Genomic DNA, 25,286 nt, shown 5'->3' on the forward strand with positions numbered 1-25,286 from the left:
TCTATTGCTTCTTCGTTTCGCTTATAAATTTATTGAGCAAATCCACGTCCTTTAGCCCCGGCTCAATCTCAAACCGGCTATTGACATCTATTGCTATCAGTTGTTCTATATTCAAGTCACGCAGGCGCGCTACGTCTTCAGGGCCAATTCCACCACTCAAAACCAGCGGCACTTCCCCACGGTACTGACTCAATACGCTCCAATCGAATTTGACTCCATTGCCACCATGGTCTACTCCTTTGGTGTCAAACAAATACGCATCGACACAGTCTGCATACATTCCCAACTGAGCCGGCAATGCATCATACACTGGAAATGCCTTCCATACTGCAAAACCTCCCTTCTTCAGTGCCGCACAATCCTCTGGCGATTCCTCACCATGCAATTGCAACACATCGAGACGATAAGCCTCAGCGATGGATCGTATTTCATCCACGGCTTCATTGACGAACACCCCTACCTTTCGTTTGTCTAGAGCATGTAGAGCATCCTGTGACAGGTCCCCATCCGAAAAAAAACGCTTGGACTTGCGATAAAAGATAAAACCCACATAATCCACCTCTGAAGCTTTCAACTCAGACAGATTGGATTGTGTTCGTATCCCACATACTTTGACTTGCATCACACTAGTTCTTCGGTCATAAACTTCTTCAACTCAGCAGCAGGGTCTTCGTGCTTCATGAACTGCTCACCGATGAGAAACCCCTTGTAGCCTGCTGCAGTAAGCTGTACCATATCTTGGGTAGTGGAGATTCCACTTTCTGAAATTTTCAGCTGCTCTTTGGGCAATATTGCTGATAGATCTATGGAGTTTTGGATCGTTGTTTTGAACCGTTTCAGATCACGATTGTTCACCCCCAAAATATCCACTTCAGAAATATAAGCCTGTCGAAATTCCTCTTCATTGTGAATCTCCAGCAGCACTTCCAAGCCCAAATCATGCGCCACTTTCGTGAAATGCACTATCTCTTCTTTGGTCAGGATCGCCGCGATCAACAGCATCAGGTCTGCGCCTACTGCTTTGGTCTTATAGATCTGGTATTCATCGATGATGAAGTCCTTGCGCAATATCGGGCAAGTCACATGCGGTCTCGCACGTTGTAAATCCTCTATCGTCCCCCCAAAAAACGGCTCGTCCGTCAAGATGGACACAGCGGAAGCACCCGCTTCACAGTACCCTTTTGTCACCTTCACCACATCTACCTGGTCATTGATGACCCCTTTGGATGGTGACTGGCGCTTGAATTCGGAAATAATCCCCGGCAACACCGATCGCTTCAGCCGTTCGGCAGTAGAAATCCCCGTCCTAGCAAACCCAGGCATCTTGATCAACTGATCGATGCTAAACAATTCCTTTTGTGCGGCGACTTCCTTGTGCTTTTCCGCAACTATTTTATCCAATACATTCATGATACTTCTTCGATAAACTTCTTAAAACAATGATATGCGGCTCCCGAATCGATCGACTCTTTCGCTTGAGCGATACCTGCTTCGTAGCTCTCCAATTTTTGCCCCATGTAGAGTGCCAATCCCGCATTAGCCAACACCACGTTTGTTTGAGCCATTGTTGCTTCTCCTTTGAGTACTTGCTCAAATATCTTCGCCGAATCTTCCACAGTTTCTCCTCCATATATCTCCTCTGGCTGCACTACTCCCAGTCCAATTTGCTCTGGCGAATACGTCTGAATGCCATCACGAGTATACACTTTGAAATCTCCCGTCAACGAAACCTCATCATAGCCATCCATTGCATGTACGACGGCACAATCCCGTCCCTCTGCCTTGTGCAAGTCCTGATAGAGCTGTGCCACTTCCAAGCTATACACCCCCATCAATTGCTTGGCCGGCTTGCTAGGATTGACCAAAGGGCCAAGCATGTTGAAGAAGGTCTTCAAACCCATTTCTTTCCGCACTGGAGCTACATTCTTCATCGCAGGATGAAAGAGCGGCGCATGCAAGAAACAAATACCGGCTTTCTCCATGCTACGCTGCAGCACGCCCTCATCCGAAGGAAACACATAGCCAAAATGACTTAGTAAATTAGAAGAGCCACAATTGGAGGACACCCCATTGTTGCCGTGCTTGGCGATCCTTTGCCCTGCACCTGCCACTACAAATGAGGAAGTGGTCGAGATATTGAAGGTATCCTTGCCATCTCCACCTGTACCACACATATCCATGGCATCATAGGCACTCAGATCTATGGGACGGCACAATTCAAGCATGGCATTTTTGAAACCTGCCAACTCGTGCGCATGGATGTCTCGCATCAAATATATGGTAAGAAATGCTGCCAATTGACTCTGATTACACTCTCCTGATGCCAATTGTTTGAGTGCTGCATGTGCTTCCTCTTTGCTCAACACATAGCCCTCTGTGAGTTTTTGTAATACTTCTTTCATTGCGATTGTATTCTCCCCAGCACCTCGCTGGATTTAGACTTTACTGTGACACTCGTACATGAGCACCACTTCTTGTTTTCTTTGCTTTGACGACAGCCTAAAGCTTCATCCAGTTTTCCATCATCTGGACTCCATGCTCAGTCAGAATGGATTCGGGATGAAACTGCACCCCCCTGACGTCATACTTTTTGTGCACGAGCGCCATCACCTCGTTGCTATCATCTACCGCTGTCACTTCTACCTCTCCAGTCTGCTTTGGGTCTACTGCCCAACTGTGGTAGCGACAGATTTTGAACTGCTGTGGCAAGCCAGCAAACAAAGCATCATCCGACATCACATTTACATTGGTAGCAATACCATGAAGAACATCGGGCAAGTTGTAAAGCACTCCGCCAAAGCACTCGGCGATGGCTTGATGCCCCAAACACACCCCTAAGATATTCTTATCAGGAGCGTAGGTGCGAATTGTATCCATCAAGATCCCACTGTCTTTGGGCAAACCAGGACCTGGAGACAACAAGATACGATCATACTTGGCAACATCTGCCAAAGCAATCTGATCATTGCGGTATACATCTAAGTTCTCGTCTCCTTCGAGTTCACGAATAATGTGCACAAGATTGTAGGTAAACGAATCGTAATTATCTAAAACTAAGGTCTTCATTTTGCTATGATTTGGGCTTTATTCAAACTATTGGCTCTCTCTATGGCTGTACGCAAAGCCCCTATTTTATTGTATACTTCTTGCACTTCACTATCTGGATTGGATTTGGCGACTACCCCCGCCCCTGCGCGAAAATGCAGCTCATTGTCTTGACTAAGAAAAGACCGAATCAATATGGCGTGGTTAAAATTACCGTAGAAATCCATCAAGCCAATCATGCCGCCGTAGTACCCACGTACTGTCGCTTCATACCCATCGATCAATCCCATAGCTTTGTACTTGGGAGCGCCAGAAAGTGTTCCCGCTGGAAAAGTATCTGCAGCCAAATCTATGGCTGATTTCCCACTGCGCAACACAGTAGTCACCTTAGATACCAAATGAATGACATGTGAAAAGAATTGAATCTCTTTGAACTTCTCTACCTTCACTTTGTCCCCCGAAATACTCAAATCATTCCGAGCGAGATCAACAAGCATGACGTGCTCTGAGGTTTCTTTTTCGTCTTCGGAGAGCGCTTTGGCAGCAAGAGTATCCTCTTCGTCATTGCCTGTACGCCTGTAGGTCCCAGCGATCGGAAAGATCGCCGCTTCTCCGTCATTGACCTCCAACTGTGCCTCTGGTGAGGAGCCAAAGATGCGGAACTTGCCATAATCGAAATAAAACAAATATGGTGAGGGGTTGACACTGCGCAAAGCCCTGTACAAGAAGAAATCATCCCCTTGGTAATCGGTCTTGAAGCTTCGTGAGAGCACCATTTGAAAAGTATCTCCCAGCTGACTGTGTTCGATGGCTTTGAGGACATTGGCTCGAAATTCCTCATCTGTCATATCAGACTCGATTTCCCCTGATGAAGAGAACTCAAATTGAGGCGTCTTGGACGAAAAGATCAGTTCCTCTACGCTTTCGATCCCTGCATAGCTGACTACTGGGTCGCCACTATTTTCGGTAATGAATAGCTTGTTACGAAAATGGTCGAAGGCAATGACATACTTGAAACAGAAATACTGCATCAGAGGTGTCTCAAAATTCTTTGGTTTGGCAGGATTGAAAGAAATATCTTCAAAATACTGTACCGCCTCATAACTCGTAAAGCCAAACAAACCTGACTTGGTAAAATACTGTTTATCATCCTGAGGTTTGAAGCACTCTGAGAACGCAATGAACTCATCACGTAAATCAACCTCTCCAAGCCGCTCGGACTGCTCTTCCTCTTCAGGAAATCTCTTGTAGAGGTGTTCGTTTTCTACCCGAAATTCCGCAACAGGCTGAAACCCGATATAGGAAATACTCCCCTCCTTGGCATGATAATCTGAACTCTCTAGCAGAAAAGAATTGGGGTAGGCTTCTCTGACTCTAAGGTAGATACTCACTGGGGTGACCAGATCTCCAAGTATCTCTTTGGTTTTGGAATAGATTTTAACTTCTTTCATCAATTTTTAGCAAAAAAAAAGCCCTGACTGTGAACGTCAAGGCTAATGTTATATCTTTTAAAATACACACTCGTTGTGTTCACTTCTGATTAGAAATGCACCACCACCAAGTCATATTTTTGTTTACCATTTTCATTGTTGCAATTATATCTCAGTCCGACCAAAGCGCAAAATTTTCTCCTCTATTTTTACCCTCTCCTTCTACATTTCCTACAGACCAAGGTCAAAATCATATGAAGATATTTCATTTATCATACGTCACATTTTTGAGAAGTTGTATAAATTAGACCATACGTAATACGTAGATTTCATACACGACCCATGCTATTGCCCTGCTTGAACTAGAGAGCGAGAGGCAATACAAACCAAACACTAAACCTATCCCTATGGCTAATGTCAAAGAGCACCTTAGTTTACTCGTGCATCTCTCGAAAGTCGACAATTTCATCGCAGAGCCCGAGACCAAAATGATCCACTACATCGGGTCGCTCCACGGACTGACCGAAGACGATATCGAAACGATCATAGACAATCCTCTGCCCATAGCAGACCTGAGCAATTTGCAACCAGAGGTAAAATTTGAATACCTCTTCAACATTGTACAATTGATGAAAGTAGACGGCAAGGTATTCCAATCCGAAATCGATTTCTGTGAACGAATCGCAATCAAATTGGGCTACAAGCCAGGAGTAATTGCTGATTTGTCTGCCTATGTATACAGTGACCCAAACATCAGCACCAACCGAAACTTTCTCCGAAGCATTGCCGACGAACATCTGATCCCTCGCAACTAGCTCTTGACTAGGACAAACATACTTGGGCTTACTACTTCCTCTTGGTTTTGACCTTTGAGGTACTCTTTCCTTTCTTACTCAGTCTAGAATCATACCCAAACATATAGGCCGCAGACAGGACAAGCATGTTGGTACGGTACTCTGTATCCTCTTGGTACAACAAGGCATCCGACATCTTGTTGCCCTCATTGAACGCCAAGAACGAATGTCCAAAGCTATACTTGACATCTAGGATGATACGACTCATCGGGGACGGTTCGATGATCATCCCAAACCCAAAGTCTAAAGCATACTGCAAACGGTTGGGTTTGGAAATAATAAAAGTCCCTGGCTCGTTGATCTCTTCCAATTCTTCTTCGGTCAAATCCATAAACTTGACTTGGTAATCAATCTGATCTTCACCAAAACTCTCCAACTCATCGGTACTCAGTGTCCCCGTGCCTCCCAGCCAATAACTCAGCCTCGGACCCATTTGGGCCATCAACTGGATGTTTCTATCCTTTAAAAACACCAATCTCGCCATCAGCGGCGCAGACAGGTAGTGATTGACTGTCTTGCTATCTACGACCTGTCCTCCCAGACCTCCATCATCGATAGGCGTTTCATATTTCGAAGTACTCACACTCCTATTATTGACCCGCATGTATACCAGTTCGGTATGTACTTCAAAATTGCTCTTGGTGGAATAATCAAAAGCTACCCCCGCGTGCCAATTTATTTTTGACGAGGTATTGAAACTGTCCGCATGCGCCTTATGCTCGTATTGCGGTGTAATCAACTGTCCTCCAAACTTTGGACCAAACCAAAATTGTGCGTAAGACGATGTAGACCACATCATCACGCACACCAACACTACCAATCTATATCTCATTCTACAACTGTTGTTCTTCAAAAAGCAAAGTACAAAAAAATACATATAAATCTCAATTTCATAACCAACTCTCTGATTTTGTATTTTTTCACCATAAAATTTAATTATTTCAACCCCAAGACACACGACTCCTCCCTTCATCTTTATGAATTTTGAATTAGATTTGATAACTATGTGTGTTTAAAACAAAATATAAGCCACCGCGAATATTTTGTTTTCTATAGTCAGGTGTTTTGTATGAAGAAGAAGATATTATCACTGTCGCTGATTGTCCTATTGGCGACATTTAAGCTCGTTGCTCAAGATCAACGTGTGTACAGCCAATTTTTTATGAATCCGTATGTCCTCAATGCCGCCTATGCTGGCTCTACGGGGTATACCACCATCTTTGGTGTGCACCGCCAACAATGGGTTGGACTAGATGGCGCACCGATGGACTCACACGTCAGCTTCAATACCCCACTCAAAAACAACCTTTCGATAGGAGCCATGGCCTACAATGGCAAAGCCAATGCAATCAGCACGTCTGGAGCCAAAGTATCTGGTGGCTATCTCCTCCAACTTGACAGGAAGCAATTCTTACGATTTGGCTTATCTATAGGTGGGGGCTACACTGGATATGATGTAGACGCTGGAATAGATCCTACCCTAGCTGCACTTGCAGATGCCAACACCTCTTTTGTTACCGCTGATTTAGGCATTGCATACTTTTACAACAACTTCACCCTAGGGCTAGCAGTCCCCAACTTGATAGGCAGAGATGTCGTCAGTACGGACAGCTTCAGTGAAATACAACTCAAACCTTATGAAAACCTGCTTTTGCAAGGGAGCTATCGATTTTTGATCGACAAGAATTTTGCCATTGAACCTCATGTGCTCTATCGTTTTTCGACAGTCAACATGCCTCAATATGAAATAGCGGCCATCGCCCACATCGGTCACATCGTCTGGGCAGGACTCAACTACCGTGAGCAATACGGCATGGCTTTATTGGCAGGCTTCAAGGTCCAAGAAAAATGGGCAGTAGGCTTCTCCTATGAATATGGAAAAACAGAACTCGAAGGATACTCCTCTGGCACCATAGAGGTCAGTCTTGGCTTCAACCTTGGAGACAAAAAGAAAGACCAAAAACAAGCACAATCGTTCATTCAAAACTTCAAGAAAACAAGAGCGCAAGAACAACGTGCAGCACAACGTAGACAACAACTTGCCGAGCAGCGTGCTGCTCAACGCGCTGCAGAAGCAGAAGCCGCTGCAGTAGCAGCTGCCCCTACCGAAACTGCACCTGTAGAAGAAGAAGCTCCTGTCGAAGAAGAGATGCCAGTAGCCACTGCACCTGCAACCATCGAAGAGGCTCTCCCTGCCAGTGAAGTTGTCGTTAGCGAAACTATCGATGAGAGCATCCCTCTCAAGCACCGCACCAATTCCGGAGGCGAATGGGAACTAGGCGCGACCTACATTCAAACCATGAAAGACAGTACGACTCAGTCTACAGTCAAATGGCACCATGCCTTGACTGAAACCCCTGACTCAGAAGCCCAATTGCCCGAAAACACTGTCAAAAAAGGAAAGCACTTCCTCGAATTGCCTGCTGGACACCACGTTGTGGCAGGAGAATTTGACGATTTTCAAGCGGCCGAAGATTACAGTGACGAAATCTTCGAGATGGGATACCATGGCGCTATCGTAGGCTATGTATCTTCTATGAAGCAATATGTAGTCGTCGTACACAAAGGAGCGACCATGAGACAAGCCGAAGAAGAACAAAAGGTTTGGAGTTCTCGACACAATCTCGATCACGTTTACATTTTGAATGTATTGAATTAAAAACAACATGCTGAATCATATATATATCCAAAGTAAAAGTCTAGCACTGACACTGGCACTGACTGCCCTGGCTCTGGTAGCCTCAGCACAGGCCCCTTACATCAACGGTATCTTACCAAGCTATGCCGCTCCAGGAGAAGTGGTCAATATCTCTGGAAGCAATTTCCCTACGACCAATGTGGTGGTATTTTTTGGAGGAGCCATCTCTACAAACGTAGAAGCCAGCAGTTCACTGATCAAGGCTACCGTTCCTTTGGGGGCTACCACAGAGCAGATCACCGTGATCAATACAGCAACTGGAGAGACTGCCTACTCTAGTGAGAAGTTTATTCCTTCCTTTGATGGGCAAAGTACAACTGCTGCCGACATCAACAGTCACCTCGGTGACAAACTCACTTTTGCCACTAGCACGACACAGGCACAAGACCTCTGCACCTGTGATTTTGACAAGGATGGGGACTTAGATGTGATTGTATCGAGCGTAGGTTCTAGTAATCTTGCAGTATTTACCAATATCAGTACCAGCACTGAAAGTGCGGATGTAGATTTCAGTCGAAGCACCATCACCAATAGTTTTCCAGTAGCGAATGTAATCTGTGGAGACCTGGATGGAGATGGATATGCCGATTTAGTTGCCAATCAAGTCGGCAATGAAGGTACTCTCTACGTGTACCGAAACAATACAGCAACCGCTGGCGCTACGGACAACATATCCTTTGATGCCCTGCAGTCACTTCTCATCCCCAATCAAAGCGATGGCACCTTCCGTAAGCCCACACGTATTGCTATGGGAGACCTTGATCTCGACGGTCATCCCGAAGTACTCACTGCTATTGAAGGGGAAAATTTGGTTTTTTATTTCTCAAACACCTCTGACCGGGGTACGACACCAGACGTAATCAGTTTCGACCCGACGCCTAGCGAACTTGCCGCCAGCATCAACTCTGGCACGTCAGGCTTGGGAGGCTTAGAAGTAGCGGACCTCAACAACGACGGATTCCCTGAAATCATAACCTCCAACTACACAGAAGCAGGTTTTTACATCTTTCACAACGACAGTGAACCTGGCTCCTACGGTTTCAAAGATGCCGCGTACTTCACCACCAATGCGAGCATTCGTATGCTGAAAGCAGGCGACCTAGACAATGACGGATACATGGACTTGGTCTTGACCAATTCGGACGTGACCATAGATTTGATCGAAATCGTACAAAATACCACAGCCGACATAGGAAGTGACATCTCACTTGGCAGCCCTATTCAACTCCCTGGAGTCAGTACCAGTTGGGGGTTGGATTTAGGAGATATCGATGGAGACGGAGACTTAGACATCTCGGTAGCCTCCTTTGGTAGTAACAATTTTTATGTTGCGATGAACAACAATCCAGGAACTTTTGCGGCAGCTAGCTTTGACATCAGCAATGTAGTCATCTCTCAAAACAGTCGAAACATCAAATTGGCAGACATGGATGGTGACGCAAAAGCAGATTTTGTCTTTACGCACAACTCAGGCTCTGGACTGCCTGGCTCCATGGCCGTCAAATTCAATGAAATCTGTTTCGTTCCAGAAATCACCGCAACGGGTAGTTTGAAATTGTGTGATAGTGAAACAGTCGATCTGGTCGCTCCCATCACTGGCATGACCTATATCTGGAAAAAAAACAATGTAGCTATAAGCGAAACAAGTCACATCCTCACTATCTCTGGAAGCGAGGCAGGCAGCTATACTGTAGCTGCCAATGATGTATGCGCTACAGACTCTGCTCCTATCGTCGTACAATCACTGAGTGAGACCTATGCACAACCTAGCTTCACTTTTGACATATCAGCCCCTTGTGTGGGGGGAGATGTCGTGCTCCAAGTGACTGCAGACCCGAGTACAGCCAGTTATGAACTGACAGGTCCCAACGGTTTCCTCATCAGTACTACATCCCTCTCTGATCTCAAAATCGATGCAGTAGATGCGAGTCACTCTGGAGACTACACCTTGACGACTACCTCTGGTGGAGTCGGGTGCGCCAAATCCTCTGTACCGGTTGCGCTATCAGTGACGGTACTCCCCACCGTAACGGTCAACAACCCCTTGCCAGATGAATTTTGTACTGGAACCACTGTCGCACTGTCTACCAGTACGTTTGCAGGGTACGCCTACGAATGGAAACTCGACGGAGCAAGCTTCTCACCCGCGCAGACAGACCCCTCACAACTAAACGCTACTGTAGCAGGTTCCTATACGGTCACCATCTTGGGCAGTGGATGTAGCCACACCAGCGAACCTCGTCTCTTGACAACAGTCGATCCGCCGGTCTCTTCGTTTACCGTCTCTGCCACTACACTGTGTGAAGAAGCCGTCATCGACTTCACCGCTACCTCTACAGGTGCTTTTAACATAGTCAACACTTGGGATTTTGGAGATGGCAGCACCACACAGACAGGCAACAGTGTCAGTTACGCCTACCCTGCATCAGGCAGCTACACGGCATCACTCACGGCCTCCTATGTAGGTGTCGACAACTGCAGCTACACGCCAGACACCAAGACGATGACCATCACAGCCACTCCTACTGGGACACAACTAGACTTGATTCGATCGGACAATACAGACCCGCAGAACTATGAAAAATGTGCAGAATCAAGTTTGCTCTTGCGTGTGCAAGACCCGTACACAAGCTACGAGTGGAAAACCACTACAGGTACTGTTCTCTCTACCACCACGACCGCTTCAGTAGGTGCAGAAGAAAGTGTAACCGTCTCACTGACGGATGATCTACAGTGTGCCTTTGAGGCCAACCCCGTCCTGGTCACCAATTACACCAACGGAGGGATTTCCATCACTACGACGAGTCCCAACCAGGTCACAGAAGATGCTGTACTCGGCAAGATCATCGAATTGCAAGACGATCAATATGCGGTCACACTTAGCGTAGATGCGACTAGTCCTACTTGGGAGCCCTCGCTATACCTCGACAACCCAACAGCCAACACGGTAGTCGCCACACCAGAGAATGCCAAACAGCTCATCGAGGTAATAGGAATTGATATCCTCGGGTGCCAAGAATCAGACAGTGTCACACTCATCAAATCTGGTGTACAAGCAGACAAAAGTTTCACACCAAATGGTGATGGCATCAATGACTGTTGGCAAATCTCCAACATCAACGACACGAACTGTAGCATCATCATTTTCGACACCAAAGGTCGACGCATCAGAGAACTCAGCTACTCTCCGAGTGAGAGCCGAGACGACTGTGTTTGGGACGGCAAAACCTCCAGTGGACGAGATCTACCCAACGGCAATTATTACTACATGATGAGCTGCGAAAACAGTGAAAATCAGAGCGCAGGAGCGATTTTTTTAGCTCGCTAATTTGATATAGGGATATCACCTAGTTGGTAAGCAAAAACCGTAAATTCATCGAAAACCACACTTCTATTTGTCATATTCAATATAGAAATAGTACACATTGTATATTTTAGCCCTGTGATACTGTTACATTATGTGTATAATGGAGATTCTCTACAAGCAGTAGAGAGAAATGGAGCTGGTTACTTTTGTGCCAGTTCAAGCATACAAACTAGAACACTTTTTTCAATCCTATGAATAGCTATAGAAAGATAATCCTTATCCTTCCACTACTTTTGGCCTCCCTATTCGCGTCAGCGCAAGAAATATGCGACGATGGAATAGACAATGATGGAGATGGCTTCATTGACTGTTATGACGGAGAATGCTCCGGTGACGATCAGTGTCGCGACTTCTATTTTGGCAACTCGGTCAAATGTAAGGATGCTGCGACTCAGAATCCTGCGTTCAATATCAAGCTACAATGGGCTTCTGACAATGAAACGGCTTTCAACTCGGTCACTCCTGCTATCGGAGACATCGACGGAGACGGCACACCAGAAGTAGTCAGCACCAACAGGGAGAACAACACCCTCACTGTGCTGGATGGAGCTACAGGATTTGCAGAAAAAGGACCTTTCAATGTAGGATTTGATATCGCCAAGACAGTAGCAATAGCCAACCTCAATGATGACGATTGTGCAGAGATATTTGTTCGAGGTTTCCGCAACAACAACATCAAAATGTATGATTGCGACCTAAATCAGATATGGGCGAAGAAAACAAGTACAGGAGGAAAAGTAGGAATCATCTCTTTGGCAGATTTCAATGGAGATGGTGTCGTTGAACTCCTTCATGGTAATGAAATCAGGAATGCACACACAGGAGAAGTCATCGTAGCAGGATTGGGTGATTTCGAAACAGATGTCACCCACGGAACACTAGCTATCGACATCCTACCGGATGCAGCCTGTGCAGATTGTGCAGGATTGGAAATCGTAGATGGAGGCAAAATATACTCCGTCAACATCCCTATGCAGACAGACAACACAGTCACTCCTGTAGGGACAAGAACACTCGTCAAAGAAATAAATGACATCCTACCTGCTGATGGTCAATATGCCATCAAGTACAGTTCATGGAACTTCAATGCAGCGGCTGTTGCCGATTACAACCTAGACGGCAACATCGATGTACTCTTCAGTGGTGGACAATACATCAGTGGTAGCCTCAAGACCTCGGCGTTCTTTTGGGATGTCACCAACAACAGTGCAAAGATATTTACCGTACCACAAAACCATGGCAATGCCACGGGTAGAATCAATATCGCAGATATCGATGGTGATGGTCAACTCAACTGTACTTTCGTCTCTAAACAACGACTGTATGCCCTAGACGAAAACATGAATCAGCTATGGTACAAAGACGTCAACGAAGGCTCGTCTGGATTCACAGGCTGTACCGTATTTGACTTCAACGACGACAAAGCTGCGGAGATCATCTACCGGGGAGAAAACTATGTCCACATCATCGATGGAGTGACGCACCAATCTTTGAAACAAATCAAATGTACCTCAAGAACTTTTGAAGAATACCCAGTCGTCGCAGATGTCGATGGAGATGGAGCAAGTGAGATTTGTGTCGCTTGTTCGACTGATGACAACACCCCGTTCAGTCCTTACTCTAACGGGAAATGGGGTCAGATTCGTGTCTTCGAAGCAGATGGAGGAGAAAACTGGCAGCCTTCCCGTGCTGTCTGGAACCAACACGGATATTTCAACGTCAACGTCAATGATGACTTGACCATCCCTACGATTCAACAAAACCCTTCCAAGATATTCTCAAGCAACGTGTGTACCGCTGGAGACAACCGTCCCCTCAACACCTTCTTGAACCAAGCGCCCTACCTCAACGAGGATGGGTGTCCGTCGTTTGTCACTCCTGACATAGAGGTCACGAATATCAGTGCTATCGGAGAAGCACAATGTCCAGAAGTGAACTTCAACGTCACCGTCACCATCCAAAACGCAGGAGACGTCGTCTTGGCAGGATTGCTCCCCATCACCTTTTACAACGGCACCCCTACAGAGGCTACTTCTACAAAACTAAACACGGTGGTGACACCCATCGCTGGTTTCGAGATTGGCGAAACAATGGACATCACTGCGGAAGTCATTGGCCAAGGTGGTGATTTTGAATTATACATTTCGGTCAACGATGACGGATCACAAGAAACGCCCGTCACCAACTTCATCCGACCTATCCCAGAATGTAACGATATAAACAACATAGTCTCTACTCCAGTCACCTCTCTGGCCTTTGATTTGACGAGTGAGATCATCAGTCACAACGAAAATTGTGACCCGACCTTCCCAGACAATGGAGACGCTAAAGTGTATTACTTTGGCACAATTTCCTCTACCATCACGGATCTATGGGACGAAGACTTTGAAGACCTCTCTGCAGGAGATCACGAAGACACAGGTGCTACCGCATGGAGTTTCACTACATCCCCTTCTGGAGCAGACTTTTTAGGAGTATCCTCTACGGGTACCTCCAAAAAAATTCTCTTCGCCGATACCGACGGTGAAGCTGTATGGGAAACTGAAACGCTCGATATCTCAGGTCAAGAATCAGTCAATCTATCGATTGACCTCAACTCCAGTGCCACCAACGAGAATGCCGATGACTACATAAAAGTATATTACGTATTGGATGGTGGAGCAGAACTTGGCCTCACCAATGGCATACACAATGGCAACACTGGGGCAATTACTGCCACCGCTACGGGCATCACAGGGTCCACGCTCAAAATCATCGCCAGAGCCAACAACAACAGTGACGATGAATTCTACTACATCGACAATGTACTCATCGAGGGCATCACAGACGAACAAACCGGCGAAATCACCGCAGGATTTGACTTCCACTGGTTCAAAAACAACAACTACACAGATACGCTCTACACCGGCAACCGTATCGCGTCACTCGCTGAGGGAACCTATCAAGTCATCGCGTCCTCCCAGACCAACTCTTGCCAGTCCGCACCAGAAGAAATCACCATACTCAAAGAAGAAGTACTCCCTACAGTTGTCATCGTCAATGAGAGTGATTTGACAAACTGTGAGACTCCTGACGGAGAATTGAGAGCTTACGTGGACGAAGCAGGTGTGGAAGTTACCGAAGGATATGACTTCACCTGGTACATTGGCAATGATTTCACTTTCGTACAAAGTGCGACCGCTACAGCAACTGGTCTCCTGGACCGTACCTACTCAGTAGTTGTCAAAGACAAGCTTTCTGGTTGTGAATCTATACTCTCTGCAACCGTGGGTACTTCCTTGGCTACCCCGGGCATCAGTGTGGACAACATCGTACATATCACAGATTGTACCGACACCAACTCAGGAGAAATCACCGTATCCTCTGATGAAGCCAACTCCGAATACACCTTCAACTGGTACGACGGTACGTCCATCAAGGCCGTCCCAGACTGGAGTGCCTCTGGAAACAATGGCTCTGGCGTATCTGGACAAAGAAGACAAAATCTAGAACCAGGCTTTTATACCGTAGAGGTACAAAACAAAAAAACCAAATGTCTCTCTGCTCCTATCACGGTAGAAGTAGAAGACCAATCGACAGCTCCTGTGGTCAATGTCTCTACTCGAGACAACGAATCATGTAGTGAAAATGGCAGTGGTAGTGCGACCGCTACAGTTTCAGGATCTGCCAGTTCATTCTACAACTTTACTTATTACTCAGGAAGCAGTGCAATAAGTTCCAACATAATCACCACCGTATCTGGTGGCAACGGACAAAGTGCACTCCTACTATCCGCTGGACAATACCTCGTGATTGCCGAAGAAATCAGCACAGGATGTAAAGGAAGAAAGCAGTTTACGATCGCAGACAACATCTCCTACCCTACCGATCCAGTCAATCCTGAAGATGACATCATTATCCAGCATGTGACGACCTGCAACGGTACAGAAATCAACAAAGGCTCAATAGATGCCTCAGTACTAACTTTGGACCCTGTCGATACGCATGAGTATGAAGTAGTCGAGAACGGTAGTTTTGAAGTCCCTGACACAAAAGACGCAGCAAATTCTAGTATTGTCGTAGCTGGTGGAGGCATCGGTGCTACCAACTGGTTTTACATAGATCAGGCAAGTACTGATGGATGGAGCACCTACAACAACCATGCGGGAGAAACGTATAGCAACGTGATTGAAATCCACCCAGCGGGATTTGAAGGCAAACAGCCGTATGAAGGACAGCAATGGGCAGAACTCAATGCTCACTATCCTAGTACACTGTACTTCGATGTGGTCACCAAACCCGGTATTCGTATGAAATGGGGCTTTGCTCACAGGTCACGGGTGAGTGGTACTGACTGTATTGCGCTCAAAATAGACGATATTTCTGAAGGGGAAAATGGACTCGTCATTAGTAGTCAATGTTCCGAACTCAACAATTCAGGACATAACAACTGGGCTTATTACGAAGGTGAATACGTCATACCAGCAGGACAAACTGCTACTCGTTTCGCGTTTGAAGCTGTTTCTTCTGAAAACGGAAGCAACGTTGTAGGTAACCTACTGGATGGTATCGTCTTCGAAGTAGCCGAATACTACTACCAACTCTACGAAGGTAGCAACAGCAGTGACCCAAGCAAACTAGTTGAAGAAAACACAACAGCTGTATTTGAAAATTTGGATGCAGGCACGTATACCATTGCCATCTTCAACAACATTTCAGGCTGTCCGATGAACGACATCACAGTAGTCGTCAAAGAAGCGGACCAAGAACCACTCATCGTTCGTCAACTGAAAACAGCGGATGAGTATTGTATCGGTGGTAGTGGTACACAGCGCATCACCGCGACGACAAGCTCAGATTTGAGCGAACCTGCAGCAGGTTATGAGTTCAATATCTACACAGGCACAGACCTCACAGCGACTCCATACGGAGGACCTTTTGTACAAGCTTCTGGAGATTATACCTTCAGCGGTCTCTCCGAAGGCAGCTACACTGCCACAGTTACCAACCTTGACAATGGTTGTAGTGAACAAACGTCCATTACGATCTTGGACAATTCGGACTCTCCGAACTTCTCCTCTCCGATCAATTCACCCAATACAACCTGTAGCGGTACGCCCAATGGCTTCCTCTCTATCAATGTATTTGGAGACAGCAAGGAGGACTATACCTGGACCTGGTTTGACAGTAGTATGGACTCCATCGCACACAAGAAAAACCTCGATGGTAGCGTCCATAGTGACGCCAACACCATGATAGAGGTCGCTCCCGGCACTTACTTCGTCTCGGCAGTTCACACCCTATCGGGTTGTGCTACTCCTACTTTAGAAATCACCGTAGGAGACGAACCTGACGCTCCTCAAATCAACTTGACACAAGCGGCGGAAAACACAGGTTGTAGCATTGCCAATGGTTCATTGACTGCAGATGTCTATGTATCCTCTACCGGTACCAACGTCACGGACGGGTATACATTCGAGTGGTTCGTCGGCACGGATGATTCAGGCACTCCGCTTGCGGCAGGTGACGATGCAGGCAACGGCTCCAATGTCGGATTTTCTGGCGCAAGCAACCAAACCATCACTGGTTTGAACGCTCCAGTATCCAATGCAACCTATACATTGCGTGTGACGGACCCGGGCAACTGTGTCAATACCGCAACCATCACTTTGGATAACAATCCTTCAGACCCCGTAGTGGTAGAAACCACTGCGGTAATCACTGACCTCTCGGTATGTGAAGGCAGCCCAACCTATGCCGATGGAGGTATCGAATTGGTCGATGTGGCTGATGCAAGTAGCTCAGTGCTCACGGACTTTGTGTACCGATGGTACATTGGTTCATCTGACACGGGAACTCCAATCAATGATGGAGAAGACATCGCTACATTGAAAGGAAAAACTCCTGCTGCTTCGCAAACAATCACAGGTGCGACAACTCATCATATCACGGGATTGGATGCAGGATTCTATACTGTAGTAGCTGTCAGGTCTTATACAGGTTGTGAGTCAGATCCAGTCACCATCGAAGTAGAAGCCACACCTATCGTGCTGGACGCTACACTTGATGCTGCCAACACTCTCAACAACAGTGTATGTGACATTACAGTCAACACAACCAGTGCCCACGATGGCAAGATCACATTGAACCCTCCTACTGGCACTGCCGTAAGCGACTACACTTGGGTGTGGTACGCCGGTACCGACGCTGTAGCGGGACAAGAAATAGCGACTGTACTCACCACAGCTACCGAATCAGACAATGTACTGGAAAACATCCCAGGTGGAGACTACACGGTACAAGTCACCAATACTACCACTGGTTGTGAAGCAGTGGAGACTTATAGCATAGTGGATGATGTACAAACTATTAATTTAAATGTATCAGTAGCTGGTAACGTAATCTCTACACCTCTCTCAGTGTGTGAAGATGCTGCATCATATCCAAACGGAGGCGTTACTCTTGCGAATGCTACTGTAGACGGTTCTGCTCCTACCGGAGCTTTAGGTTACTATTGGTACTATGGTAACTCTGTAGATCCCGCGAAACTATTAAATGATGGAGATGACATCTTCAACCAAAAGGGAATTACCGGAATAGCAAACAGCCTAATAAATGGAGCGAATACGAATAACATTACGGGGTTAAATGACGGAAATTATACTGTCGTTATATTAGACTCTTTATCAGGGTGTACTTCTAATGCAATCACTGTAACTGTTGGTGAAGATTTGAATGCTCCTGTAATTGTAACAAACCTCGACGCAATCCAAACAGCTTGTACACCTGCACTTAGCAATGGTCAAGTATCAGCCACGGCCTCTACTAGTGGAGGGGAACCTACACTAAATTACACGTTCAACTGGTACCAGGGACAAACTACATCTGGTACACCAATTGCTACTACTTCCAGTATAATTGGAACGACAGGTTTGGCTACAACTGCTAATCTAAGTAAAGGCATATACACCATTGAAGTAATTAATAATGATACAAAGTGTACAAGTACCCAAGAAATTGAGGTAACTGAAGATAAAACCGATATTCCTGTCATTGACGAAACAGCTCTACAAGCTGCTACTTCAGACAATACTCAATGCGGTGCTCCTTTTGATGGAGAGGCTGATGCCACCACTACTGTCTCTGGTGGATCTGCAAATTATTCTTATGCTTGGTACGCAGGCACAAACACTACCGTAGCTGCTATTGATACAGATATACTGCTAAACAATGTCGAATCAGGTGATTACACATTAATAGTCACGGATACCGATAGAGGATGTGTCTCTGCTGCCGTTACTGTTACTGTTGGTGAAACACTTGATTTACCTGTAATTGTTCCAACTATAGTGGCTAATCAGTACTCTTGTGATTTTGCTAATCCAAAAGGCCAAGTTTCTGCCACCGCATCAACTGCTGGTGGAGAACCTGCTTCTGACTATACTTTCAGCTGGTATGAAGGAAAAACAACAAGCGGCACTCCATTGATTACAGATCCTGCCGTTGTTGGAACAACTGGTCTATCAACACCTGCCTCTTTAGCTGCTGGTTTCTACACTATAAAAGTAGAGAACAATACTACGAAGTGTTTCAGCACAACATTCATTGAAGTCATCGATGATATACCAACTTTCGATCTGACACAAGGTACAGTATTCGATCCGGATGATTGTGACGCCTCGAATGGCACAGCCGAAGTAGACGTAACAGGTCCTAACTTTACAAGTGGGGGTATAGGCTATCCAGCTCCTCCTAGTTATGCTTACGAATGGTTTGTAGGGAATGATTTTTCAACACCTATTAGCAATGGGGATGTACTTTCTTATGGATCGACAGTTTCAGGAGCAGATACAGATGTGTTGGCAGGTATACCTCCAGGAAGTTATACTGTCAGAGTTACCGACACAAAAAGTGCGTGTATCTCAAACAACGTATTGACCATCACACTAGTAGATGATGATCTCCCGGCTGAACCTACATGGGACGAAAATGTTATCGTAACCCCTGCAAGTTGTGCTGATGAAGTTGGACAAGTTACTATTAGTATTACCGATGGAGGAAACTGGGACTTTGAATGGTATGAGGGATCAAAAAACTATGCCGATAGTGCGTATATCCCTGGGTATGGCACTGAACTGGTCTCTGGCTCTTTAACTCCTTCTGGTCTATCTAGTAACCCTCAGATATCTAGTACTGGAACTTCAACAACTATAGAGAATATTGCTGCTACTATCTATACTGTGGTAGCGATTGATATGGATGGAGGAACACCAACTGGATGTAGGTTCCAATATACATTTAATATGCCTTACAACGACCAAAGAGAGGCTACTTCACTGAACATTACTCCAAGTACAATGTGTGATCCTAATAATGGAACAGCTGAAGTAGGTATTTTGGGTGCTGACTCAGACCCATCTACAGATAATGATAACGCAGACAACTATGTATTCTACCTATATACAGGAACAGGAATTCCAGCTGATTTCAGTAATTACTTTGATGAAATAGATGGGAATTTAGCATCTGATCCTGAAGATGGGTTTGTTACATTCACTGGGCTACCTGCTGGAGAATACACAGCAATTGCCCAGCAAAAAATTGGCATCTTTGGAACCAGTTGTTGGACAGATTATGAAACAGGGACAGTAGATCAAGAAGGATATGCTGGATATATTGATCCCAATGACGTAGATATCATATCGGACTCGTATTGTTCATCTAGTGCTGGAAATGGATCTATTTCAGTGACGGTTACTAAGGATATTGATGATTCTCTGCAACCCAATGATTTTGACATTAACTGGTATGCAGGGAGTTCCGTATCAGGCTCACCCATTAAAGATGACGATGACAATACATTAACATCCACCATTGAAGATCTAGAAGGTGGAGATTACACGGTAGAAGTCATCAGAGTAGGTCTACCTGGACCAACTTCTAATACTTGTGTGTTTACAGCAACGTATACGATTGATGATGAGCCAGAAACACCGGAGGTTAGTTTAGCTACACCACAACATAAGCTTGATTGTTATCCATTAAATGGATCTATTACTATCAATGATGCAGATATAGCAGACGGAGATGTTTCTAACTGGGAATTTGATTTGTATTTGAATGGAACTGATCCTTCAGATAAAATTGAAGATGCTCAAACAACGGCTACTACTTCTATGGTATTTGATCAACTAGATGCAGGCATATATTACATACAAGCAACAGGTAAATTATCCGATTGCCCTACTACATTCTATGAGGTAGAAATTCTCGACAATTCCGTAGCTCCGACCGTTTCAATAAACATTATTGAAGATGACTCTTCTTGTGGTGGAACACCAAACGGTGAACTACAAGCTGTCGTAAACGGTGGAGTCGCTACTGGATTTGACTTCCAATGGTATCACACAGCAGTTGCTGCTGGAAATGAAGTAGGAACAAACTCCGCTACACTTTCTGGTATTGCCGCCAATACTTATTTCGTGGTTGTTACAGACAATGACGGAGGAGATGACAACCTCGGATGTGAGACTACTGCTACTAGAGTACTCGACAATGTTGAGCAAACCATTTCTGCAACCTTGGACATCACACATATTGAAGATTGTAATCCTTTGGACGGTTCTGTTATAATCACAGATCTCTTAATCAATGGCACTACTGATAGCAGCTTCCCTAGTGGATACACCATTGTATGGGATGATGATGTAAACTTTGGGTCTCCATTAGCAGATACCGATGAAACTATTGAAGGTCAACCTTCTGGAGTCTATTATGTCAGAATTACTAATAATGCTACACTTTGTGTCTCTTCAGATATCAGATTTGAGATTCTAGACAATGCTGTAGAACCAGACATAACTATTACTTTAAATGCTGCAGACACTTATTGTATATCTGATGAAGATAGAGGTAGCGGAGCTCTTGATTGGACTATCCCAAGTGGAAACTATAGTTATCAGTGGTATTCAGGCAAAACTGCAACTACTGGAAATGAAGTTAGTGGGGCTGGAATCACGGGAATCTCAGCAACCAATGTCCTAACCACAGGTGGTACTTTGGCAAACATTTCTGCTGGTTTTTATACTCTTGAAGTATTAGACACTAATAGCCCTGGTAATAACTGTAATTCAATAGCAGTATTTGAAGTGCCAAATGAAGAAGCTTCGATCACGCTCAACGAAACAGAATATACCGTCACCAATGACACCAACTGTGACAGCAACAACGGGACGATCACCATCGACGATGTACTTGTAGACGGTGTCTCCAATGGAGGCACAGCAGGATACACCTTCGCCTTTGCGAAAAAGGGTGGTGCAGTACTAGATGGAGGAGCTTCTGCAACAGGAGCTGTCGCGAGTGGCCTTGGTGCAGGTGAGTACCAAGTGATCATCACCAGTACAACGACCAGTTGTACAAGCGGAACTTACTTCTTCGAAGTAGAAGAAGTGACTGTAGATCCTGTAGCCATCTTGAGTAACAAAACGCCTGACACCAATTGTACGGCAGCTGTCTACGAAGGCAACGGTACGCTGACGATCGCCCTCCAAGGAGGTGCTGCTGTGACAGACTACACGTTCGAGTGGTACAGAGGTACAGATACATCCATAGCAGACAATGAATTGTCCGCTGGGGCAAACAAAGGCTCAGCCATAATCAGTACAAACGGTGAAAGCTTGACAAATCTTGCTCCAGGTACGTACACAGTCATCGTCACCGATACCAATGGAGACGACAGCAACGATGGATGTACGTCTACGAAGACTTTCACCATCAACAACATTCCGGTGGTCAATACACTTACTATCGATCCAGCAAGCTTGACACACGTGACGGATTGTGGAGGAAACAATGGTGCAGTGACGATATCAGATGCTGACTTGAGTGCGGGCAATGTCGCAGACTATAGCTTCACATGGTATACATCCAATCCTACAGTAGCCATCGCAGGCATGACAAATGTAGTGGGGGCAGCAGGTGCTACACTATCTAGTCTAGAGGCAGGTGTCTACTACGTCCAAGCGACCAACATCGCTACTGGATGTAATACAGGACAGGTACTCGTCGAGATTGAAGATCAATCTGTCGCACCAGAGGTTACGATCTCTGTCAACGTCATCGATACGAGTTGTGATCCAGATCTACACGAAGGAAACGGTGCCCTGGATTGGAGCATCACCAATGCAGACGCAGGCAACTACTCGTACCAATGGTACGCAGGGACTACGGTAGCGGCAGGTACAGCGCTTGTAGACAATGGTACCATCACTGGAGCTTCTGGTTCGGGTACCATCACAAGCGGCACCCTATCAGGAATCGACGGAGGAGCTTATGTCCTACTTGTGACAGATTTGGCTACCCCAGGCAACAGCTGTTTTGTAGAGGCAACCCTACTCGACGGCAGTGGCAACCCAGACATGTTGGACGAAGAGATCCCAGTCTATGCCATCACTACTTTCACCAACACACCCAACACCTACTGTGTAGGCAATGACGGTGAAATCGAAATCACAGGCGTCACGACGGACGGTGTGGCAGATGTATTGACTGACTTCACTTTCTCTGCTACAGATGCAGCAGGTACGGTCTATACGCCGACAGGTACAGGTACTACCTTCAGTGGTCTGGCACCGGGTAGTTATGAGGTATTCATCAGTCACAACAGCAGCATGTGCGATGGCAATGGACAAGACGTGGTGATTGGAGATACCAAAGTAGATCCTACAGTGACCTTCACCTTGAACCAGGCCAACCAGTGGTGTACAGGTGGAAACGGTAGCTTGACGGTATCGACTAATGCATCGAACCCAACCATCACATGGAGCAGTACAGCGACCTTTACAGGAGCTGCTACGACCACTGGTGCTACGACTGCTACGATCACAGGTTTGGATGACGCGACCTATACGGTCACTGTTGTCGATGGAGTGACTGGATGTACGGTCACCAGCGACTATGTGATCCCGTTCATGCCTGAGGATATACTCATCGACATGGATACAGAAATCACCGTGACGAATATGACCACTTGTACGCCAGCCAACGGCAGCATCGAGATTACGGGCATTACACCAGACGCTTTGACGGACTACACGTTCACGCTGCACACAGGCAGCTACACAGCAGGTGGCGGTACAGACATGGGTGCAACTACCCTATTCTCTTCGCTAGATGCCAATACCTACTACATCGAAGCGATCAGTAGCATTTCAGGATGTACATCACAAGTCTTCGAAGTAGAAGTACTTGATGAAAGTGTCGCTCCAGTAGTGACCTTGGACAGCTTTGCGCTCCAAACCAACTGTGATGCGAGCAATCCAAACGGTATGCTGAGTGTATTGGCTGATGGGTCAAGTGATCTCACCAGCTACAGCTTCCAATGGACAGGTGGTCCAGCGACCGCAACTTATGCAGGCATCGGACCAGGTGACTATACAGTGACTGTCACAGATTTGACCACTGGATGTATCACTACTGAGACCTATGGTATGGCATCTGAAGCTGCCGAACCGATCGAATTGGGTATCTCTACAGTAGGCAACGAAAACTGTATCGATCCGAATGGACGATTGGCGATCACTGTACTCAACTCCACCAATACTACCGCGGTATTTGAATACTACTTGGTAGCTGGAGAAATCACGGACGAAGCGACCATCACAGCAGCAGCCAACAACATCAACGGCAACACTGCATCGAACCTCGATATGGGAAGATACACGATCATGGTACTTGATACAGATGGAGGTTGTAGCTCTGATCCGAATTTCATCGACATCAGCGACATGACCAACACCAACTCTATGGACATGTTGATCACACAAGATCACCCGCTGACCAAGTGTGATTTGACCAGAGCAGATGGACAAGCGACAGTCGTGTCGATTCCTGATGAGCCTTCGAGATATACCTTCTATTGGTACGATGGGCCAAGCCTCTCTGATCCGTTGATGGACTCGACGATCACGGTACATCAACTGATCGACAAGACCTATACGGTACAGATGGTAGACCGCTACACAGGCTGTACGATCACCGAGCAAATCACCATCGACAATGAGGCCGAAGAGGTGCCATTGCCAGTGATTGCCTTGGTCAACGATCGCACCAACTGTGTGACACCAAATGGAATCTTGTCTGCTACCATCAACAATGAGATCAGCGGATACACCTTTGAGTGGTTGGATATCGATGACAATACCATCAGTAGCACCAACGTAGCTTCTGGACTAGATATGGGTGACTATCAAGTCACAGCGACAGATATCAATACAGGATGTGTCTCTGACCCTGTCACAGAAACCATCGTTGACAACCGTGTGTTGCCACTCTTCAGAGTGGAAACTACTGACTCACAGTGTACAGAACTACAGCTCGGCACACAAGAGTACGTGGGCAACGGTACTGCGGATCTTGTCTTCCAAAACAACGTGATTGTGGAAGAGACCTACTGGACGTTCAACACAGGAGCTGAAATCGATACTACGGATATAGGTAGTCACCTCAGCAGAGACGAAAGGTTCTCGGGTATGACACCGGACACTTACCGTGTCCTCGTCGTAGACGACAATCAGTGTACCTACGAGCGTACTTTCACAATCAGTACAGACATCAAAATTTTCAACGGTGTCTCTGACAATGGCGATTCGTTCAACGACTACTTCCGTATCACGTGTGCGGACAAGTTCCCGAACAACAGCGTGAAGATCTTCAACCGTGCGGGTACTTTGGTCTACCAAGCAGATCACTATGAAGACAACGTCAACGGCCGAGTATTTACAGGAAAGAGCAACGCCGGTGTAGGTGGAGGTGGCGATGGTTTGCCAGCGGGTACTTATTTCTATATTTTTGACAAAGGAACAGGCGAAGAGGGAGATGTCCAGCAGGGCTACCTCGAACTGGTAAGATAA

General features: G+C 46.1%; 10 protein-coding genes. 4 read left to right on the forward strand and 6 right to left on the reverse strand.

The genetic code is table 11. The features are described 5' to 3' along the window. Nucleotide 1: 1 nt before the first annotated feature. From BFP72_RS09530 to BFP72_RS09550, 5 genes are all read right to left on the reverse strand, one after another. Nucleotides 2–622, reverse strand: a complete 621-nt coding sequence (locus BFP72_RS09530; protein ID WP_099598919.1) for a phosphoribosylanthranilate isomerase — start codon at nucleotides 620–622, stop codon at nucleotides 2–4. Further along, nucleotides 622–1,410 carry an indole-3-glycerol phosphate synthase TrpC gene (trpC, locus tag BFP72_RS09535; RefSeq protein ID WP_099598920.1) on the reverse strand — a complete coding sequence of 263 codons (789 nt, stop codon included), beginning with the start codon at nucleotides 1,408–1,410 and terminating at the stop codon, nucleotides 622–624. Before trpC ends, BFP72_RS09530 begins: the two co-directional genes overlap by 1 nt. Next, nucleotides 1,407–2,402, reverse strand: coding sequence for an anthranilate phosphoribosyltransferase (gene trpD / locus BFP72_RS09540; protein WP_099598921.1), 996 nt, complete (start codon nucleotides 2,400–2,402; stop codon nucleotides 1,407–1,409). The genes trpC and trpD overlap by 4 nt, the downstream gene beginning before the upstream one ends. Nucleotides 2,403–2,499: 97 nt before the next feature. Beyond that, nucleotides 2,500–3,066, reverse strand: a complete 567-nt coding sequence (locus tag BFP72_RS09545) for an aminodeoxychorismate/anthranilate synthase component II (protein ID WP_099598922.1) — start codon at nucleotides 3,064–3,066, stop codon at nucleotides 2,500–2,502. Then, nucleotides 3,063–4,496, reverse strand: a complete 1,434-nt coding sequence (locus BFP72_RS09550; protein ID WP_099598923.1) for an anthranilate synthase component I family protein — start codon at nucleotides 4,494–4,496, stop codon at nucleotides 3,063–3,065. The genes BFP72_RS09545 and BFP72_RS09550 overlap by 4 nt, the downstream gene beginning before the upstream one ends. A gap of 386 nt (nucleotides 4,497–4,882) precedes the next feature. On the opposite strand from BFP72_RS09550, the gene BFP72_RS09555 reads away from it, so the two are divergent. Then, nucleotides 4,883–5,290: a TerB family tellurite resistance protein gene (locus BFP72_RS09555; protein WP_099598924.1), complete on the forward strand. Its 408-nt coding sequence runs from the start codon at nucleotides 4,883–4,885 to the stop codon at nucleotides 5,288–5,290. A 31-nt stretch (nucleotides 5,291–5,321) separates the two neighbouring features. On the opposite strand, the gene BFP72_RS09560 is transcribed toward BFP72_RS09555, so the two are convergent. Continuing rightward, the gene (locus tag BFP72_RS09560) at nucleotides 5,322–6,161 is read right to left on the reverse strand and encodes an outer membrane beta-barrel protein (RefSeq protein ID WP_158233359.1); all 840 of its coding nucleotides are present in this window, start codon (nucleotides 6,159–6,161) and stop codon (nucleotides 5,322–5,324) included. Between the two features lie 237 nt (nucleotides 6,162–6,398). Here BFP72_RS09560 and BFP72_RS09565 point away from each other — a divergent pair, with 237 nt between their 5' ends. The 3 genes from BFP72_RS09565 to BFP72_RS09575 all read left to right on the forward strand — a co-directional run bounded on the left by BFP72_RS09565 (nucleotide 6,399) and on the right by BFP72_RS09575 (nucleotide 25,286). Beyond that, entirely contained in the window at nucleotides 6,399–7,988 is a 1,590-nt protein-coding gene (locus BFP72_RS09565; protein WP_099598926.1) for a PorP/SprF family type IX secretion system membrane protein, read from the forward strand. A gap of 7 nt (nucleotides 7,989–7,995) precedes the next feature. Further along, entirely contained in the window at nucleotides 7,996–11,355 is a 3,360-nt protein-coding gene (locus BFP72_RS09570) for an FG-GAP-like repeat-containing protein (protein WP_099598927.1), read from the forward strand. Nucleotides 11,356–11,585: 230 nt separating this feature from the next. Next, nucleotides 11,586–25,286 (forward strand): gliding motility-associated C-terminal domain-containing protein, encoded by a 13,701-nt coding sequence (locus tag BFP72_RS09575; protein ID WP_099598928.1) that lies wholly within the window; start codon nucleotides 11,586–11,588, stop codon nucleotides 25,284–25,286.

Origin of the sequence: Reichenbachiella sp. 5M10 (genome assembly GCF_002742335.1) — a bacterium.
Taxonomy (GTDB): domain Bacteria; phylum Bacteroidota; class Bacteroidia; order Cytophagales; family Cyclobacteriaceae; genus Reichenbachiella.

Coding starts and splice junctions, on each gene's coding strand:
- BFP72_RS09530 (WP_099598919.1), bottom strand. CDS start 622: ATGCAAGTCAAAGTATGTGGGATACGAACACAATCCAATCTGTCTGAG.
- trpC (WP_099598920.1), bottom strand. CDS start 1,410: ATGAATGTATTGGATAAAATAGTTGCGGAAAAGCACAAGGAAGTCGCC.
- trpD (WP_099598921.1), bottom strand. CDS start 2,402: ATGAAAGAAGTATTACAAAAACTCACAGAGGGCTATGTGTTGAGCAAA.
- BFP72_RS09545 (WP_099598922.1), bottom strand. CDS start 3,066: ATGAAGACCTTAGTTTTAGATAATTACGATTCGTTTACCTACAATCTT.
- BFP72_RS09550 (WP_099598923.1), bottom strand. CDS start 4,496: ATGAAAGAAGTTAAAATCTATTCCAAAACCAAAGAGATACTTGGAGAT.
- BFP72_RS09555 (WP_099598924.1), top strand. CDS start 4,883: ATGGCTAATGTCAAAGAGCACCTTAGTTTACTCGTGCATCTCTCGAAA.
- BFP72_RS09560 (WP_158233359.1), bottom strand. CDS start 6,161: ATGAGATATAGATTGGTAGTGTTGGTGTGCGTGATGATGTGGTCTACA.
- BFP72_RS09565 (WP_099598926.1), top strand. CDS start 6,399: ATGAAGAAGAAGATATTATCACTGTCGCTGATTGTCCTATTGGCGACA.
- BFP72_RS09570 (WP_099598927.1), top strand. CDS start 7,996: ATGCTGAATCATATATATATCCAAAGTAAAAGTCTAGCACTGACACTG.
- BFP72_RS09575 (WP_099598928.1), top strand. CDS start 11,586: ATGAATAGCTATAGAAAGATAATCCTTATCCTTCCACTACTTTTGGCC.